This is a genomic window from Bradyrhizobium sp. (assembly GCF_017881085.1).
GTDB lineage: Bacteria > Pseudomonadota > Alphaproteobacteria > Rhizobiales > Xanthobacteraceae > Bradyrhizobium.
In genome coordinates, this window is record NZ_JADGRI010000101.1 from 1 (window position 1) to 15,505 (window position 15,505).

A 15,505-nucleotide genomic window follows, 5' to 3' on the forward strand; every position below is an offset into this window, starting at 1 on the left:
GCGATGGGCGGCGCGTTCTTTGCGCCGATCACGATCGTGCATCCGGCCATGGGGGCCGAGATCATCACCGTCGCCTTCGTCGTGGTCGTGATCGGCGGGCTCGGGAGTTTCTGGGGCGTCGTGATCTCGGCATTGCTGGTCGGCGTGGTGCGCGGCATCACCATTCATTTCGCTCCAGCCGCCGGCGAGGCGTCGATCTATGTGCTGATGTTTCTGGTCCTGCTGGTGCGGCCGCGCGGGCTGCTTGGCGAGCGCATCGAGAAATTCGAATGACGACCGCTTCGCTCACCCGGAAATACCGGCCGCTGCTGCTGGCGATCCTGGCGCTGATCGCCCTGCCATTCGTTCTGCGACTGCTCGGGCTCTCGCTCAACACCGGAACCATGGTGGTGATCCTTGCGATCGCGGCCATGGGGCTCAATCTCTGTGTCGGCTACACCGGGCTGGTGTCGTTCGGCCACGGCACCTGGTTCGGCATCGGCGCCTATGCCGCCGGCCTGATCCAGTTGCACTGGTTCGGCGGCGAGATCTGGCTGCCGCTGCTGCTGTCGATGATCTTCGTCGCGGCTCTGTCGGCGGCCGCGGGCGTCATCATCCTTCGGCGGCGGGGCGTGTATTTCTCGCTGCTGACGCTGGCGCTCGCAGCGCTGACCTACACCGTCGCCTTCCGCTGGAGCGAGGTGACCGGCGGCGAGGACGGCCTCGGCGGCCTGCAGCGCGGCCGCATCGGGACACTCAACCTCGACAATGCACTGACCTTCTACGTCACGGTCGCGCTGATCGGGCTTGCCGTACTCTATGCGCTGCTGCGCCTGTCGCGATCGCCGTTCGGCCACGTGCTGGTGGCGATCCGCGAAAACCAGCTGCGCGCGACGTTCCAGGGTTATCCGGTCGAGCGCTACAAGCTCGTCGTCTTCGTGATCTCGGCCGTGGTGAGCGGGCTTGCCGGCGCTCTGCTCGCGTTCCAGACCTATCTGGTCTCGGCGGAAGCGGTTTCGGTGCCGTTTTCCGGCGAACTGCTGGCGATGGTGGTGATCGGCGGCATGCGCAGCATGCTGGGACCGGCGCTCGGCGCGCTGTTCTTCATCCTGTTCCGCGAACTGTTTTCGATCTGGACGGCGAACTGGCTGCTCTGGTTCGGGCTGATCTTCGTCGGGTTTGTGATCTATTCGCCGGACGGACTGATCGGCATCTGGCGAACGCTGATGCGGCGCTTCCGGCCGGCGCCGGAAGAAGGCGCCGCCATGAGCAAGCGCAAGATCTATGAAGGCTTGCCGCTGCCGGGTTTTCTGTTGCCAGAAGGCCTCAAGGGGACCGTGCTGGAAGTCGAAGGCATCTCCAAGCACTTCGGCGGCATCCGCGCCGTCAACAACGCCAGCCTCACGATCGGCGCCGGCGAGATTCACGCGCTGATCGGCCCGAACGGCGCCGGCAAGACCACGCTGTTCAACCTGATCTCGGGCCTCTACCCGACCAACGCCGGTACCATCAAGCTCAGCGGCCGCGAGATTCAGGGCGTACCGTCCGACCTGATCTGCCACCGCGGCCTCGCGCGTTCGTTCCAGATCACCAACCTGTTCCGCGGCTTGTCGATCTACGAAAATCTGCGGCTGTCGCTGCAGGCGCGCAGCGCCATGCGCTTCAACCTCTGGCGCGACATCGACAGCTATCCCGAGATCCATCGCGAGACCGCGGAGCTCATCAGATTTCTCGGCCTGGAAGGCATCGAGACCATCGAGGGTGGCGAACTGTCCTACGGCGGCCAGCGGCTGGTCGATCTCGGCATCGCGCTCGGCTCCAAACCGCAGGTGCTGCTGCTCGACGAGCCGCTCGCGGGCCTGGCCGCCGCCGAACGCGAGCGCGTCTCGAACCTGATCAAGAACGTCGCCGCCAACATTCCGGTGCTGATCGTCGAACACGACATCGACCGCGTGCTCGGTTTCTCGCAACAGGTCACCGTGATGAACCAGGGCGAGGTGCTGATGACGGGCCCGCCAGAGGCGGTCCGCGCCGACCGTCGGGTGCAGGAGATCTATACCGGTACCGGCATTCCCGAGGTCGAGCACAGCCGCAGCCACGACTTGGCGCGGGAAGCCGCGCCAATCCTGCGCTTCGAGGGCGTCAACACCTTTTACGGCAAGAGCCATATCCTGCACGACGCCACGCTCGACGTGCGCGAAGGCGAGATCGTGGCGCTGTTGGGCCGCAACGGCGCCGGCAAGTCCACGCTTTTGAAGACGCTGGCCGGGCTGGTGCCGCTGACCTCGGGTCAAATCGAATATGAGGGCCGCAACATCGCCGGGCTGCCGGCCCCGGATATCGCGCGCGCGGGGATCGGCTACGTGCCGCAGGGGCGCGGGCTGTTCGCGGGCATGACCGTGCGGGAGAACCTTTCGCTCGGACGTCTGGCGCGCAAGACCGACGGAAGCCACGGCGTGGTGTGGAGCGAGGACCAGATCCTCGACTATTTCCCGCGTCTGAAGGAGCGCATCAATGTCGCGGCCGACTATCTGTCCGGCGGCGAGCAGCAGATGGTGGCGGTGGCCCGCGCGATGTCGGGCAACGTACGGCTGTTGCTGCTGGACGAGCCGTTCGAGGGGCTCGCCCCCACCGTGATCCTTGAATTGTTCAAGGTGTTCGACCTGTTGCGCCGGCACACTTCCATCGTGATCGTCGAGCACAATCTCGATCTGGTTCTGACGCTCGCCGACCGCGTCTTCGCGCTGGAGCGCGGCGCGGTGTTCCACCAGGGACCCGCGGCGCCGTTGCTGACCGATCTGGAATACCGCAAGAAGATCTTGTGGCTGTGAACGATGACGCTGTCGTTCCGGGGCGATGCGAAGCATCGCACTACGATGTGCAATTGCACATCTGAGGTCTGGTCCTTTGGACCATCCGGGAATGACGAATAGCTTCGACCGAGGGAGGCTGCGATGCGATACCCGATGGCAGTGCTGGCCGGTGCAACGGTCCTGTTCGCAAGCCTCGCCCAGGCCGCCGACGAGAAGATGACCATCGCCGTCTTCACCAAGAACTCGACCAATCCGGCCTATCAGGCGTTCCGCATCGCCGCCGACCAGGTCGGCCATGCGGCAAACGCGCGGATCGTGCACTACGTTCCGAACAAGCCCGACAATGTCGACGAACAGAAGGAGATGGTCGAGCACGTGCTGAAGGACCGGCCGGACGCCGTCATCTTCATTCCCGTCGACGATGTCGCGATGATCGATTCCGTGAAGAAGCTCAACGAGGCGAAAATCCCGATCGTGCTGGTTTCCAATCCACTGCCGGGCAGCTTCGTCACCTATGTCGGCGCCGACGATTACGAGATCGGATACCGCGAGGCGCGCTATCTGTTCGAAAAGCTTGGCGGCAAGGGCAAGATCGTCATCATCGAGGGCACGCCGGCGGCGCCCACCAACCGCGAGCGCGTGCGCGGCTACAAGCGCGCGCTTGCCGAATTTCCCGGCATCGACGTGCTCGGCTCCGGGATCGGCAACTACCAGCAACCCGACGCCAGGCGGCTGATGGCGAAATTCCTGGGCGACTACCCGGAGATCGACGCCGTGCTGTCCGCCAACGACGGCATGGCGCTCGGCGCGCTGGAGGCGCTGAAGGAAGCGGGCCGCACCTCGATCGTGATCGGCATCAACGGCATCCTGCCGGCGGTAAAGCAGATCGAGACCGGCGCGATCCTCGCCTCCGTCGACTTCAACATGTTCAAGATCGGCTGCACCGCGACACGGGCCGCGGTGCGCTACGTCAGGCACGAGCCGCTGCCGGAAAAGGTGATGCTGCCGGCCGAGATCATCGACAAGAACAACTACAAGTCATGGCTGGTGCCGGTCGAGCAGCAGACATGTCCGGAATGGAGCGACGTGGTGAGGTAAACCTGGCTGCGCTCACTCCGCGAGCACCCCGCCGATCCGGCTTCGAATGAGCTCGCGCTCCTCCCGTCCCGTATCGGCATCGAAGCTGACGTCGTAGGCGATTTTGGCGGGACGTTTCAGCACCACGATGCGGTCGCCGATTTCCAGGGCTTCGCTGATCGAATGGGTGATGAACACGGCGGTCTTGCCGTTTTCCTTCACCAGCCGCACGAACTCCGCGCGCAGCCGCCCGGCGGTGGATTCGTCGAGCGCCGAGAACGGCTCGTCGCACAGCAGGATATTGGCGTTGGTGGCAAAGGCGCGCGCGATCGAGACGCGCTGGCGCATGCCGCCGGAAAGCGCGTGCGGATAGTCGTTCTCGTGCCCGCCGAGCCCGAGTTTGGTCAGCCACAGCTGCGCCTTCTCCCGCCGCTCCGCCGCCGGCACTTCCAGCATTTCCAGCCCGAGTTCGACGTTCTGGATCGCGGTACGCCAGGGCAACAGCCGGTCGCTCTGGAATACGATCGCCATCTTGCCGCGGAAGGAGTCGAATTCCCTAAAGGGATCGCGGCCGCTGACGCGCACGGTGCCGCTGCTCGGCTCCGTCAATCCTGCGATCATGTTGAAGATGGTCGACTTGCCGCAGCCGGTCTTGCCGAGCAGCGCCAGCATCTGGCCGGGGCGGACGTCGAGATCAAGGCCGTCCACCGCACGGTAAGCGGAATCAGTGCCCGCCTTGCCGAACACTTTCGAGACATGCTCTAGATGAATGGCGGCCGCAAGCGGCGTGACGGTGTCCCTCATATCGCGCGCTCCGACACGGCGCGGTAACGGAACGCGGTGTTTTCGATCAGCGTCAGCGCGCCCTGCACGATCAGCACGAAGAACACCAGTTGCAATGTCCAGGCCAGCGCGCCGGCCATGTCGAACAGCTGCTGTTGCTGCAGCAATTGATAGCCGACGCCGCCGGTCGCGCCGACCAGCTCGGCGACGACCACCACGCGCGAGGCGTTGCCGAGATTGACTTTCCAGGCGGTGAGAATGTCCGGCAGGATCGCCGGCGCGATCATCACCCGGAACAGTTTCGCGCGGGTGGGACGGAAGCTGAACACCATCTCCATCAGGTCTTTCGACATCGCCCGCAGGGCGCCCAGCACCTGGAAGGTGAAGGCCGGCAGCGTCGTCATCACCATGATGAAGAAGATGCGGAACTCGACGCCGTGAAACCAGATGATGGCGAACACCACCCAGGACAGCGCCGGGATACCCTGGAACAGCGTCAGGATCGGCGACATGAAATTGTCGACCGCGCGCGAGCGCACCATCAACAGCGCCAGCCCCCCGCCGATGACGAAAGCGCCGGCAAGTCCCGCCAGAATGCGAAGGATGGTCGCCAGCACGTCGGCGAACATCGCCCCGCTGGAGAAGATATCGATGCAGCGCCAGAACACGTCGATCAGCGAGGGAAACAGAAAGCGCGGAAAGAACAGCGAGGCGAATTGCCAGACCAGGATCACCACGACGAACGGCAGCACCGATGTCCCCAGCCGCTTTGCCGCCGCGAACAGCCGGTTTTCCCGCGGCGACGTCACGGTCTGTGGCGCGGCATCGCTCATTTGCCCGGCGCCTGGTAAATGGTCGATGCGGCCGGGTCCGACGGAAGGAAAGCGATCGACTTGCCGGCGGCATAGACCGAGTTGATTTCCCTGGCGACGTCGGAAGCCCACTTTACGTTCATGCCGAGCCGGTCATTGGCGCGAATGAGGTCGGCGATCGCCTTCTGGTCATCCGGCGTGCCCTTCGCCGCGATCAGTTTCGAGGCATCGTCGGGATGCGCCGCCACCCAGTCCGCGGCTTGCCTGTAGGTAGCATAGAGTTTCGGAACCAGCGCTGGGTGCTTCTCGACCCAATCGAGGTGCGCGGCGACGCCGAGATAGGGAATGTTGCGGCTGCCGGTGAATTTCTTCCAGCTGTCGGCAATGGCAAGATCGATGGTCCGCATCTCCGGCTTCTTTGACAACAGCGTCGTATAGGCCGGCTCCCAGAGCTGGACGGCGGCGGCGCGATCGGCAAGCGCGTAACCGATCAGGCCGGGTGTCGCGGTATTGACCACCGAAAACTTTGCCGTATCGGCGCCGAGCTGGCGCGCGAACCAGTCGAACATCACATAATTGGTGGTGCCCTTGGCCGCGGCGAGGTCCTTGCCTTCCAGGTCTTTCAGCGTCTTGACCTCGGGCCGGGAGGTGACGACCGCACCCCAGAAATCGAACAGGTTGAAGAGATACGTGACCTTGACGCCGCGGGTATCGGCGAGCCCGACCGTCAACAGCGAGGCGCTGCCGCCAAGCTGGAATTCGCCGGAATTGAACTGCGCGGTATAGGCGTCGGGCGTGCGCTCCTCGAATTTGATCGCAAGGCCGTTCTTCTCGTCCAGCTTCTGCGCCTTGATGACAGGCGGCAGAAACGCGCCGAGCGAGGGAGGCCCGAACACGACGATGGAGATCGGCTCGGGAGCTTGCGCCCGCGCCAGCCCCGGCGAGAGCAGACTCCCGACACATGCTAGGCAAGCCAAAACTCTATACATGACGCCTCTCCCGCAATTTGTTCGCTGTTATCTGCAGTTTCCTCACAGGCCGAAAAGCTTGCGCGCCAGGCCGCCATTGATGGCGGCGCGCTCGCTGTCTGAAAATCTGGCTTCGGCGACGATCTTGGTTGGCGCGAGATCGCCAATCGGGAACGGCATGTCCGAACCCATCATGATCCGCTCGGGGCCGACGATGTCCGCGAGATAGCGCAGCGCTCGCGGGTCCTGGACGATCGTGTCGTAATACATCGCCGCCAGCGCCGCGTCGGGATCGCCGAGCTTGTCCTTGTCGAGGGAATAATTGCGGCGCAAGCGGCCGATCACATAGGGCAGAGCCGCGCCGCCGATGCCGGCGACGATCTTCGCATTGGCATAACGGGTGACGTGGCCCGCATAAATCAGCCGCGACATCGCGATCAGCGTATCGGTGATGCGCCCGACCGCGTTCGCCATGCCGTAATCATGCACGCGGTCGTCGCCGCTTTCGAATACCGGATGGATGAACACCACCGAGCCGAGTTCGTTGGCGGTCTCCCAGAACGGCTTCAGCGCGGGATCGTCGAGCACGCCGCCCTTGCCCTTCGGCTGGGTGCCGATCATCGCACCCTTGAAGCCGGCCGCATGCGCCTCACGCAGCACTTCCGCGGCGCGCGCGCCGTCCTGCAGGGGAACCGTGGCGAGCGGCACGAAGCGCGGCTCGCGCATCGCGGTCTGCGCCAGATGCGTGTTGATCAGGCGCGACCAGGCCGCGCCCTCCTCGGCCGGTACCTCATAGGCGAACATGTCGAGCCAGCCGCCGACCACCTGCTTCTCGATCTTCTGTTCGTCCATCCATTTCAGGCGGCCGGGCAGATCGCTCAGCGGCTTCGACACCGGCCGGGTCGGCTTGCCCCCGGCAAAGGAAAAGCCGAGGCTGCCGCCGTCCTCGATCAGGCGGATCGACGGAAAGCTCGAAGCCTGCGCGCGGATCGCGTCCAGGAGACTCGGCGGCACCAGATGGGCGTGGCAGTCGATGATCATTTTGTCACTCTTTGGATTTGGCTGGTTGCGCGGCGGCGATGGCGTCGCCGATGGCGGAAATGCGGATCGGAAGCTTGTTGAAGGAAATGCCGAGCGACGCAACGCTGTCATTGATGGCGCCGGAGATCGCGGCGGGCGCACCGAGATAGCCGCTTTCGCCAGAACCCTTCTGCCCGAACACGGTGAAGGGCGACGGCGTGCAGTGATGCACGATCTCGACCGCGGGCACCTCGTGGGCGGACGGCAGCAGGTAATCCATGAAACCCTGGGTGATCAGCTGGCCTTCGTCATTATAGACGAACTCTTCCAATAGCGCAGCGCCAAGGCCGTGGGCGATGCCGCCCAGCGTCATGCCCTTGACGATGTGCGGGGTGATCACCGTGCCGCAATCATGACCGATCACATAGCGCCGGATTTCCGGCTTGCCGATCGCCGGATCGATCGCGATCAGCACCACGTGAAACTCGAAGGAATGGCACGGGTACATCTGGACGCGGCCGTCCTTCGGCAGCGTGCCCCCGGTCGGAACCTGCATCACATGGGTGGTCTCGAGGCCGGGCTCCATGCCCTCCGGCAACAGATGATAATTGCGATGGGCGATGTTGACGAGTTCGGCCCAGCCGAGCTGCTTGCCGCCGGGAACGCCGACGCCGCCGGACGCGTAGACAACCCCATCTTCGCCAACGCCGAATTGATGCGCGCCGATCCGCGCCAGTTTTGTCCTCAGCTTCTGCGCGGCGTGGAACGCCGCGCCGCCGAGCATGATCGCCATGCGGCTGCCGACCGGTGAGTTCGAAGGTAAACATGCCAGCGAATCCGGCCGTACCACGCGGATCAGATCGGGATCGATCTGCAGCACTTCACCCACGACCGTCGAAACCAGGGTCTCGTGCCCCTGCCCGGACGATGTGTTGTGGATCGTGATCGTCACAAAGCCGAGCCCATCGACGACGATGCGGCAGGAATCCATCCAGGTGGTGGTCGTGTTCTTCTCGTTGAGCAGCGGCTCGAATGAGGAGTTGGCGCCGCTCGGCTCGAGGCAGGCGGCAATGCCGATGCCGGCGAGCAGCCCGGAGCCGCGCAATCGGTCGCGTTCCCGTTCCATCGCCGCGAAGTCGATATGGGCGAGCACCTTGTCGACCACGGTGTGATAGTCGCCACTGTCATAGGTGCTGCCGCTCGGGATCAGATAGGGGAACTGCTCCTTGCGGATGAAATTGCGGCGGCGGACCTCGACGCGATCGAGGCCGGTAGCCGCCGCGACCTTGTCGATACCCGTCTCGATCGCGTAATTGGTCGGCGACTGGCCGAAGCCGCGCACGGCTTCCTGCACCGCCTTGTTGGACGTCACCGATTGCGCGCGGTACTGCACGCTTTCCATTCTGTAGGGACCGACGATGGCGCCGATCGGCTTGCCCAGTTGGAACGGCGCTCGGCCGGCATAGGCGCCGGCATTGTCCAGCGCACGGATCTTCATCGACTTGACGATGCCATCATCGTTGAACGCGAGATCGACATCGAAAATGCGGTCGGGGCCGTGGGCGTCGCCGCCGCCCATATTGTCCAGCCGGTCCTCGATCAGACGCACCGGCCGGCCGAGCCGCCGCGCCAGATGCGCCACCAGCACGGTCTGCTTGATGCCGCGCTTGACGCCGTAGCTGCCGCCGACATCGACGTCCTGATGCACCCGCACGTTATTGGCCGGGATTCGCAAGGCGCGCGCGATCTGGTCGGGATATTTCGGCATCTGGATCGAGGCCCAGACATCCAGCATGTCGCGCCAGGGATCCCAGGACGCGACGACACCGAAGGTCTCGATCGGAACCGTGGAGCTGCGGCCCCAGGTGACGCGAAACGACAGATGCCGCGGGCTCTCGGCGAAATGCTTTTCGACCTCGCCCCACACAAACGTGCGGTCGAGCAGCACGTTGGAACCATGCGCGGCATGCACCGGCGGACTGTCCGGCTGCAGCGCTTCTTCCGCGTGCATCACGAAAGGCAGCGGCTCATAGTCGACGACGACTTTTTCGGCGGCGTCTTCGGCGAGCGCGCGGCTGTCGGCGACCACGGCGACGACCCATTCGCCGGCATAGCGGGTTTGCCCGACCGCGAGCGGATGGCGTTTTACCAGCGGCGTATCGAGGCCATTCATCAAGGGATCGGTCGCCGCGGCGAGTTCGTCGCCGGTCAGCACATAATGGACGCCGGGCATCGCCAGCGCCGCGGACGCATCAATCGAGTCGATCCGCGCGGCCGGATGCTGCGACGGCAACACCGCGACATGCAGCATGCCTTCGAGCGCGACATCGGCGACGTAATGGCCGTGGCCCGCAACAAAGCGGCGATCCTCGCGTACCCGGCGGTTGGTCGAGACGAAGCGGAAGGTGGCGGGATCGGCGCTCATTTCGCCTCCGCGACGGATTTGTCGGTCTGCGCGGCCTGGCGCGGCGTATTGGCGAGGCGCAAGCGCGCGGCGAACTGCACCGCCTCGATGATCTGCCCGTAACCGGTGCAGCGGCAGATATTGCCGGAGATGGCCTCCACGATATCCTCCCGCGTCGGCGTCACGTTACGCTGCAAGAGCGCATGCGCCGACAGGATCATGCCCGGCGTGCAATATCCGCACTGCAGCCCGTGGGTCTCGCAGAACGCGTCCTGGATCACGCTGAGTTCGCCCGGCGCTGGCGCCAGTCCTTCGATGGTCGTGATCTCGTAGCCGTCGGCCTGCACCGCGAACATCAGGCAGGACCGCACCGGCTCGCCGTCGATCAGCACCGTGCAGGCACCGCAGACGCCGTGTTCGCAACCGGCATGGGTGCCGTTGAGCAGGAAATTCTCGCGCAGCACGTCGAGCAGCGTCTTGCGCGGCTCGATATCGGCGGTTCGGCTGACGCCGTTGATGCGCAAATCGACTTTCATCGCGCGCCTTTCGCTGGCTTGGCGGCCGCATTGTCGCGCGCCTGCTCCAGCGCGCGGAGGCAAAGTACGCCGGCGACGCGGCGGCGATAGGTGGCGCTGGCGTGCAAATCGCTCATCGCATCGAGATCGGCGCAGGCGGCGTTGATCGCGTCCGCCGCCGATGCGGCATCCACCACGGTTCCGGCGAGCGACGACATATCGAGCCGCAGCGGCCGGTCGGCCACGCCGCCAAGGCCGAGCGCGATGTCGAGGCAACGCCCCTCCTCGTCAAGCGCGACTTGCGCCGCGGCGGCGACGAACGCAAAATCCGAGCGCCGCGAGCTGACTTCGAAGAAACCCACCCCGATGCGCCGATGCGGCCAGACCGGAAACCGGATCGCGCGCACACACTGGCCCTGATCGATCGACGTCACCATCGGCCCAATGAAGAACTCTTCCGCCGGCATCGAGGTCGGGCCGGTCCTGGCCGCGAGCATGATTTCGGCGCTCAATGTCACCGCAACAAGCGGAATTTCGGCCGACGGATCGCCGTTGGCGATCGAGCCGCCGACCGTGCCGCGGTTGCGGGTCGGCGGATGGCCGACCCACGGCAACACGCGCGCCAGCATCGGCACCGATGCCCGGATGATGGGGTCGCGCTCGGCCTGCGCCTGGCGCGTGGTGGCGCCGACGACGACCGAGCCTTTTTCCTCGCGAATTCCGGCAAGCTCCGGCAGGCGCAGGATGTCGATCAGTCTTGCCGGACGCGCCAGCCGCATCGCGAGCATCGGCACCAGCGTTTGTCCGCCCGCGATCACCCGCGCGTCATCGTCGCCGGCCAATAGCTCGCAGGCCTCCGCGAGCGAGTCCGGTCTGACATAATCGAAGGGTGCGGGTTTCATCGCGCCGCTAGCCGAGCGGCAAGCCGGCGATCGCCGGCGACAGCACCGAGATGTTCTGGTTCTTCAACAGCGGCCCGTCGGTTTCGGTCGCGGCCTTCAGCGCCGCCCACTCCGGATCCGCGGCAAACGACGCCCATGCCTTTTTGCGCGCATCCTCGTCGGCAAAGCGCGTCATATAAGTGAGACGGCCGTCCTCGGCCGGCGCGGTGAACGCGCCGACCAGCTCGATGCCGTGACGGGGGAAAAATTTGGTCGCGACGTTGTCGCGAAAGCGGCGGCGCATCGCGTCCGCGCAGCCATCGGCGGCTTCATAAATCCGGATTTCGTAGATCAAAGCGCGCTCCCAGGTTCGACGGACAGCTTGTCGAAAGCCCGCTGCCTTGGCCGCGACGATAGAAGCCAGCGGCGGAAATTGTCAAACACAAACTGAGGCAATCCGGCAAATTATGCCGGATTGAGTTGGTTCAATCGGCCAAATGAGGCGATCCGACATCTCGCAGAAGTCCCTTAAAAACGGCCACTTGTGGCCTTCGCCACTTTGCAATACACAAAGGCTGGCGGCCCGGGGGCCAGAGCCTGTGCCAAATATTGAAACAATTCTGAAATTGTACTACATTGCACAATTGCCGATGTCAGGCGTGCATCTCGCGGAATAGCAGGAAATGACCGACTGGGTACCCGCTCTCGCCAAGCTTCCAGGGCCGCGCTATCTCGCCTTCGTCTCCGCATTGGAAGCTGACATCGCCTCCGGCCGCGTCAAGCCCGGCATGCGATTATTGCCGCAACGCGACATGGCGCAGCGACTCGATCTCAGCGTCGGCACGATCTCGAAGGCCTACGCGGAGGCCGAGCAACGCGGCTTGATCTCGGGCGAAGTCGGACGCGGCACCTTCGTGCAAAAGCGACGGGCCGAGGCGCGCGGTCTCGGCCCCTCGCAGGCAACGATCAACCTGGCGCTGAACGTGCCGCCCTATACCGGCGAAGACGAAGTCATTGCATCGGCGCTGGCGGAGATCGTGGCCGACGGCGAGATGTCGAACCTGCTCGGCTATCTGCCGCACCAGGGCTTGCGCCGGCATCGCGAGGCGATGGTCACCTGGCTCACGTCGCTCGGCGTCACGACGGAGACCGATCATCTCTTCATCACCCATGGCGGACAGCATGCGCTGTCGATCGCGCTTCCCATGGTCGCGTCGCCCGCCGATACCGTGCTGACCGAAAGCTACACCTATTCCGGCATGCTCGCGCTCTCGGCGCTGTCCGGCTACCGGCTGCACGGCGTCGCGACCGATGCGCAGGGTCTCGTTCCCGAACATCTCGACCGCGCATTCTCCGAGACCAACGCGCGCGTGCTCTATTGCATGCCGACGCTGCAAACGCCGATGGGATCGGTGATGCCGGCCAAGCGGCGGCAGGCCATCGCCGAGATCGTGCGCAGGCACGACGCCTATCTCTTGGAAGACGACGCCTACGGCTATCTGCTGTCGCCGCCGCTTAGCCCCATCTCCAGGCTCATTCCGGAGCGCAGCTTCTACATCGTCAGTTTTGCAAAATGCCTGGCGCCCGGCTTGCGCATCGCCGCCATGATCGCACCGGAGGCGTTCCGCGATCGTTCGATCAACGCGCTGCGCGCCACCGGCTGGATGGCCGTGCCGGTCATGGCCGAAGTGGTGGCGCGGCTGATCCAGAACGGCGGCCTCGCCCGCCAGGCCAAACTCAAACGCGACAAGGCCGCGGTCCGCGACGGGATGGCGCGCCGGATTCTGAAGGAGTGGCTGCCGCCTGCGACCGGGGTAGCCGGTTTTCATCTCTGGCTGCCGCTGCCCGCCGGCCGCACGCTGGCCGCCCTGATCGCGCAGGCCGCGCAGGCCGGCATTACGCTTGCCCCTCCCGGCGCGTTGCGGCGGATGGAAAATGAAAGCCTCGGCGTCCGGCTCTGCCTCGGCGCGCCGGCGACCGAAGCCGACCTCGAGCGCGCGCTGGTCGAAATCCGGCGCATCCTGGAGATGGCCGAAGCGATCTCTTTCGTCTGAAGACCAAAAACACGCAACAGGGAGGAAACCATGGGGAAAGTCGTCAGCGCGCTGATTGCCGTTGCCGCCTTGGCTTTGACCGGCGCGGCAAACGCCGAGGATTGGCCGACGCGGACGATCACCATGGTCAATCCGTTCGCGGCCGGCGGGCCGAACGACGTGCTGGCGCGGCTGTTCGCGCAGCGCATGGGTGAAATCCTCGGGCAGTCCGTCATCATCGAAAATATCGGCGGCGCCGGCGGCATGAACGGCGCCGACCGCGTCGCCAAGGCCGCGCCCGATGGCTACACCTTCCTGCTGGGCACTGTCGGCACCCAGGCGCAGAACCAGTCGCTGTTCAAGAAGCCGGCCTACAACTCCGTGACGGATTTCGCCGCCGTGGCGCTGATGGTCGAAGCGCCGCTGGTGCTGGTGGCGCGCAAGGACCTGCCCGTCAAGGACATGAAGGAATTCGTCGCCTACGGCAAAGCCAACAAGGACAAGATGCAGTTCGCCTCCGCCGGCACGGGGTCGGCGATCCATCTCGGCTGCGCGCTGGTGAACATGGTCACCGGGCTCGACATCGTCCACGTGCCCTATCGCGGCGCCAACCCCGCAATGCAGGATTTGATGGGCGGCCGGGTCGACTACCTCTGCGACATCATCACGACCGCAAAGCCGCAGGTCGACGCCGGCACGGTCAAGGCGATCGCGATCCTGACCAAAGAGCGCTCGAAGGTGCTTCCGAACGTGCCCACCGCCATCGAGCAGGGCTTCGACGTCGAAGCCTATACCTGGAACGCGTTCTTCGTGCCGAAGGGAACGCCCGAGGCGATCATCCAAAAACTCAACCACGCCACCGTCGAAGCCATGAAGACGCCGGCGGTGCGGGAGAAACTCGAAAGCGCCGGCCTCATCTTCGTTTCCGACGACCGCACCACGCCGGAATATCTGGCGAAATTCGTGCAAAGCGAGATCGTCAAATGGGCGGCGCCGATCAAGGCCGGCCACATCAGCGTCGACTGACGCCGCGCGGCAACCCTAATTCATCCCGAGCAGGTTGGGCAGAAACAGCGACAGGCCGGGCCAGTAGGTCACGATCACCAGGAACACCAGCATGGTGAGGAGCCACGGCCACACCGCGATGGTGAGCTCGGTGATGCCCATCTTGGCGATGCCGGAGGCGACGTAGAGGTTCAGCCCGACCGGCGGGTGACACAGCCCGACTTCCATGTTCACCGTCATCAGGATGCCGAAGTGAATGGGATCGATGCCGAGCTTCACCGCGACCGGAAACAGGATCGGCGCCATGATCAGAATGATGGATGACGGCTCCATCACGTTGCCGGCCATCAACAGCAGGAGGTTGACGACCAAGAGGAAGCCGATCCAGCCGAAACCCTGATCGATCATCCACTGCGCCAGCGCGTGCGGAATATTCTCGTAGGTCATCAGGAACGAGAACAGCACCGCGTTGGTGATGATGTAGAGCAGCATGGCGCTGAGGTTCGCCGACGACAGCAGCACCTTCGGCACATCCCGAAGCCGCAAATCCTTGTAGATGAAGACCGCGACGATGAAGGCATAGACCGCGCTGACCGCGGCAGCTTCGGTCGGGGTGAACAGCCCGCTGTAGATGCCGCCGATCACGATCACGATCAGCAACAGACCCCAGACCGATTTCCGGAAGGCATCGAGGCGATCGGTGAAGGTCGCCTTCGGCATCCGCGGATAGTCGTTGCGCCAGGCACGGTACCACGTGGTCGCGCCCAGCATGGTCGCCAGCGCGATGCCCGGCACGATGCCGGCGATGAACAGCTTGCCGACCGAGGTATTGGTCGAGACCGCGAACAGCACCATCGGGATCGACGGCGGAATCAGGATGCCGAGCGAGCCCGAGGTGGTGATGACGCCGGCGCCGAAGCGTTTCGGGAATCCCTGCGCCACCATCGCCGGCAGGATCACCGAGCCGATCGCGACCACGGTGGCCGGCGACGAGCCGGAGATGGCGGCGAACAGGGCGCAGGCCAGCACCGCCGAGAGCGCGAGGCCGCCATACCAGTGACCGACCATCGCGGTCGCGAATGCGATCATGCGGCGGGCGACGCCGCCATGGGTGAGGAAATTGCCCGCGAGAATGAAGAACGGGATCGCCATGATCTCGAAGCTCTCGATGCCCGTGAACAGCTTCAGCGCCACCGATTCGGTCCGCACGTCGGT

13 protein-coding genes and 1 pseudogene are annotated in these 15,505 nt (G+C 64.7%); 5 read left to right on the forward strand and 9 right to left on the reverse strand.

Annotation, left to right across the window (positions count from 1 at the left end; all coding sequences use genetic code 11):
• The 3 genes and pseudogenes from QZ213_RS12070 to QZ213_RS12080 form a co-directional block, all read left to right on the forward strand.
• A pseudogene (locus QZ213_RS12070) lies at nt 1–273 on the forward strand (branched-chain amino acid ABC transporter permease); the annotation flags it as partial.
• Nucleotides 270–2,810: a branched-chain amino acid ABC transporter ATP-binding protein/permease gene (locus tag QZ213_RS12075; protein ID WP_291686301.1), complete on the forward strand. Its 2,541-nt coding sequence runs from the start codon at nt 270–272 to the stop codon at nt 2,808–2,810. The pseudogene QZ213_RS12070 and the gene QZ213_RS12075, both read left to right, overlap by 4 nt.
• A 123-nt stretch (nt 2,811–2,933) precedes the next feature.
• The gene (locus QZ213_RS12080) at nt 2,934–3,890 is read left to right on the forward strand and encodes a sugar ABC transporter substrate-binding protein (RefSeq protein ID WP_291686302.1); all 957 of its coding nucleotides are present in this window, start codon (nt 2,934–2,936) and stop codon (nt 3,888–3,890) included.
• Nucleotides 3,891–3,902: 12 nt separating this feature from the next.
• Here QZ213_RS12080 and QZ213_RS12085 read toward each other — a convergent pair whose 3' ends face one another.
• Genes QZ213_RS12085 through QZ213_RS12120 form a run of 8 tightly spaced genes read right to left on the reverse strand, consistent with a single transcriptional unit; the run spans nt 3,903 to nt 11,607 of the window.
• Complete coding sequence (locus tag QZ213_RS12085) at nt 3,903–4,673, reverse strand: ABC transporter ATP-binding protein (RefSeq protein WP_291686303.1); 771 nt, start codon at nt 4,671–4,673, stop codon at nt 3,903–3,905.
• Nucleotides 4,670–5,485, reverse strand: a complete 816-nt coding sequence (locus QZ213_RS12090; RefSeq protein ID WP_291686304.1) for an ABC transporter permease subunit — start codon at nt 5,483–5,485, stop codon at nt 4,670–4,672. The genes QZ213_RS12085 and QZ213_RS12090 overlap by 4 nt, the downstream gene beginning before the upstream one ends.
• On the reverse strand, nt 5,482–6,453 hold the full coding sequence (locus tag QZ213_RS12095; RefSeq protein ID WP_291686305.1) for an ABC transporter substrate-binding protein: 972 nt from the start codon (nt 6,451–6,453) through the stop codon (nt 5,482–5,484). Before QZ213_RS12095 ends, QZ213_RS12090 begins: the two co-directional genes overlap by 4 nt.
• Nucleotides 6,454–6,495: 42 nt before the next feature.
• Nucleotides 6,496–7,473 (reverse strand): amidohydrolase family protein, encoded by a 978-nt coding sequence (locus QZ213_RS12100; protein WP_291686306.1) that lies wholly within the window; start codon nt 7,471–7,473, stop codon nt 6,496–6,498.
• A 4-nt stretch (nt 7,474–7,477) separates the two neighbouring features.
• Nucleotides 7,478–9,877, reverse strand: coding sequence for a xanthine dehydrogenase family protein molybdopterin-binding subunit (locus QZ213_RS12105; protein WP_291686307.1), 2,400 nt, complete (start codon nt 9,875–9,877; stop codon nt 7,478–7,480).
• Nucleotides 9,874–10,392, reverse strand: a complete 519-nt coding sequence (locus QZ213_RS12110; RefSeq protein WP_291686308.1) for a (2Fe-2S)-binding protein — start codon at nt 10,390–10,392, stop codon at nt 9,874–9,876. Before QZ213_RS12110 ends, QZ213_RS12105 begins: the two co-directional genes overlap by 4 nt.
• Nucleotides 10,389–11,273, reverse strand: a complete 885-nt coding sequence (locus QZ213_RS12115; RefSeq protein WP_291686309.1) for an FAD binding domain-containing protein — start codon at nt 11,271–11,273, stop codon at nt 10,389–10,391. The genes QZ213_RS12110 and QZ213_RS12115 overlap by 4 nt, the downstream gene beginning before the upstream one ends.
• Nucleotides 11,274–11,280: 7 nt before the next feature.
• Nucleotides 11,281–11,607: an NIPSNAP family protein gene (locus QZ213_RS12120; RefSeq protein ID WP_291686310.1), complete on the reverse strand. Its 327-nt coding sequence runs from the start codon at nt 11,605–11,607 to the stop codon at nt 11,281–11,283.
• A 328-nt stretch (nt 11,608–11,935) separates the two neighbouring features.
• Between QZ213_RS12120 and QZ213_RS12125 the strand changes: the two genes are divergently transcribed.
• A complete protein-coding gene (locus QZ213_RS12125) occupies nt 11,936–13,306 on the forward strand; it encodes a PLP-dependent aminotransferase family protein (RefSeq protein WP_291686311.1) in 1,371 nt (456 codons plus the stop codon).
• A 30-nt stretch (nt 13,307–13,336) separates the two neighbouring features.
• Nucleotides 13,337–14,311 (forward strand): tripartite tricarboxylate transporter substrate binding protein, encoded by a 975-nt coding sequence (locus QZ213_RS12130; RefSeq protein ID WP_291686312.1) that lies wholly within the window; start codon nt 13,337–13,339, stop codon nt 14,309–14,311.
• Nucleotides 14,312–14,326: 15 nt separating this feature from the next.
• Here QZ213_RS12130 and QZ213_RS12135 read toward each other — a convergent pair.
• Nucleotides 14,327–15,505, reverse strand: a 1,179-nt coding sequence (locus tag QZ213_RS12135; protein WP_291686313.1) for a TRAP transporter large permease subunit, incomplete at its 5' end; no start/stop codon positions are given.

Bases quoted from the DNA above. Each gene is read 5' to 3' on its own strand.
- QZ213_RS12075 (WP_291686301.1), top strand. From the start codon at position 270: ATGACGACCGCTTCGCTCACCCGGAAATACCGGCCGCTGCTGCTGGCG.
- QZ213_RS12080 (WP_291686302.1), top strand. From the start codon at position 2,934: ATGCGATACCCGATGGCAGTGCTGGCCGGTGCAACGGTCCTGTTCGCA.
- QZ213_RS12085 (WP_291686303.1), bottom strand. From the start codon at position 4,673: ATGAGGGACACCGTCACGCCGCTTGCGGCCGCCATTCATCTAGAGCAT.
- QZ213_RS12090 (WP_291686304.1), bottom strand. From the start codon at position 5,485: ATGAGCGATGCCGCGCCACAGACCGTGACGTCGCCGCGGGAAAACCGG.
- QZ213_RS12095 (WP_291686305.1), bottom strand. From the start codon at position 6,453: ATGTATAGAGTTTTGGCTTGCCTAGCATGTGTCGGGAGTCTGCTCTCG.
- QZ213_RS12100 (WP_291686306.1), bottom strand. From the start codon at position 7,473: ATGATCATCGACTGCCACGCCCATCTGGTGCCGCCGAGTCTCCTGGAC.
- QZ213_RS12105 (WP_291686307.1), bottom strand. From the start codon at position 9,877: ATGAGCGCCGATCCCGCCACCTTCCGCTTCGTCTCGACCAACCGCCGG.
- QZ213_RS12110 (WP_291686308.1), bottom strand. From the start codon at position 10,392: ATGAAAGTCGATTTGCGCATCAACGGCGTCAGCCGAACCGCCGATATC.
- QZ213_RS12115 (WP_291686309.1), bottom strand. From the start codon at position 11,273: ATGAAACCCGCACCCTTCGATTATGTCAGACCGGACTCGCTCGCGGAG.
- QZ213_RS12125 (WP_291686311.1), top strand. From the start codon at position 11,936: ATGACCGACTGGGTACCCGCTCTCGCCAAGCTTCCAGGGCCGCGCTAT.
- QZ213_RS12130 (WP_291686312.1), top strand. From the start codon at position 13,337: ATGGGGAAAGTCGTCAGCGCGCTGATTGCCGTTGCCGCCTTGGCTTTG.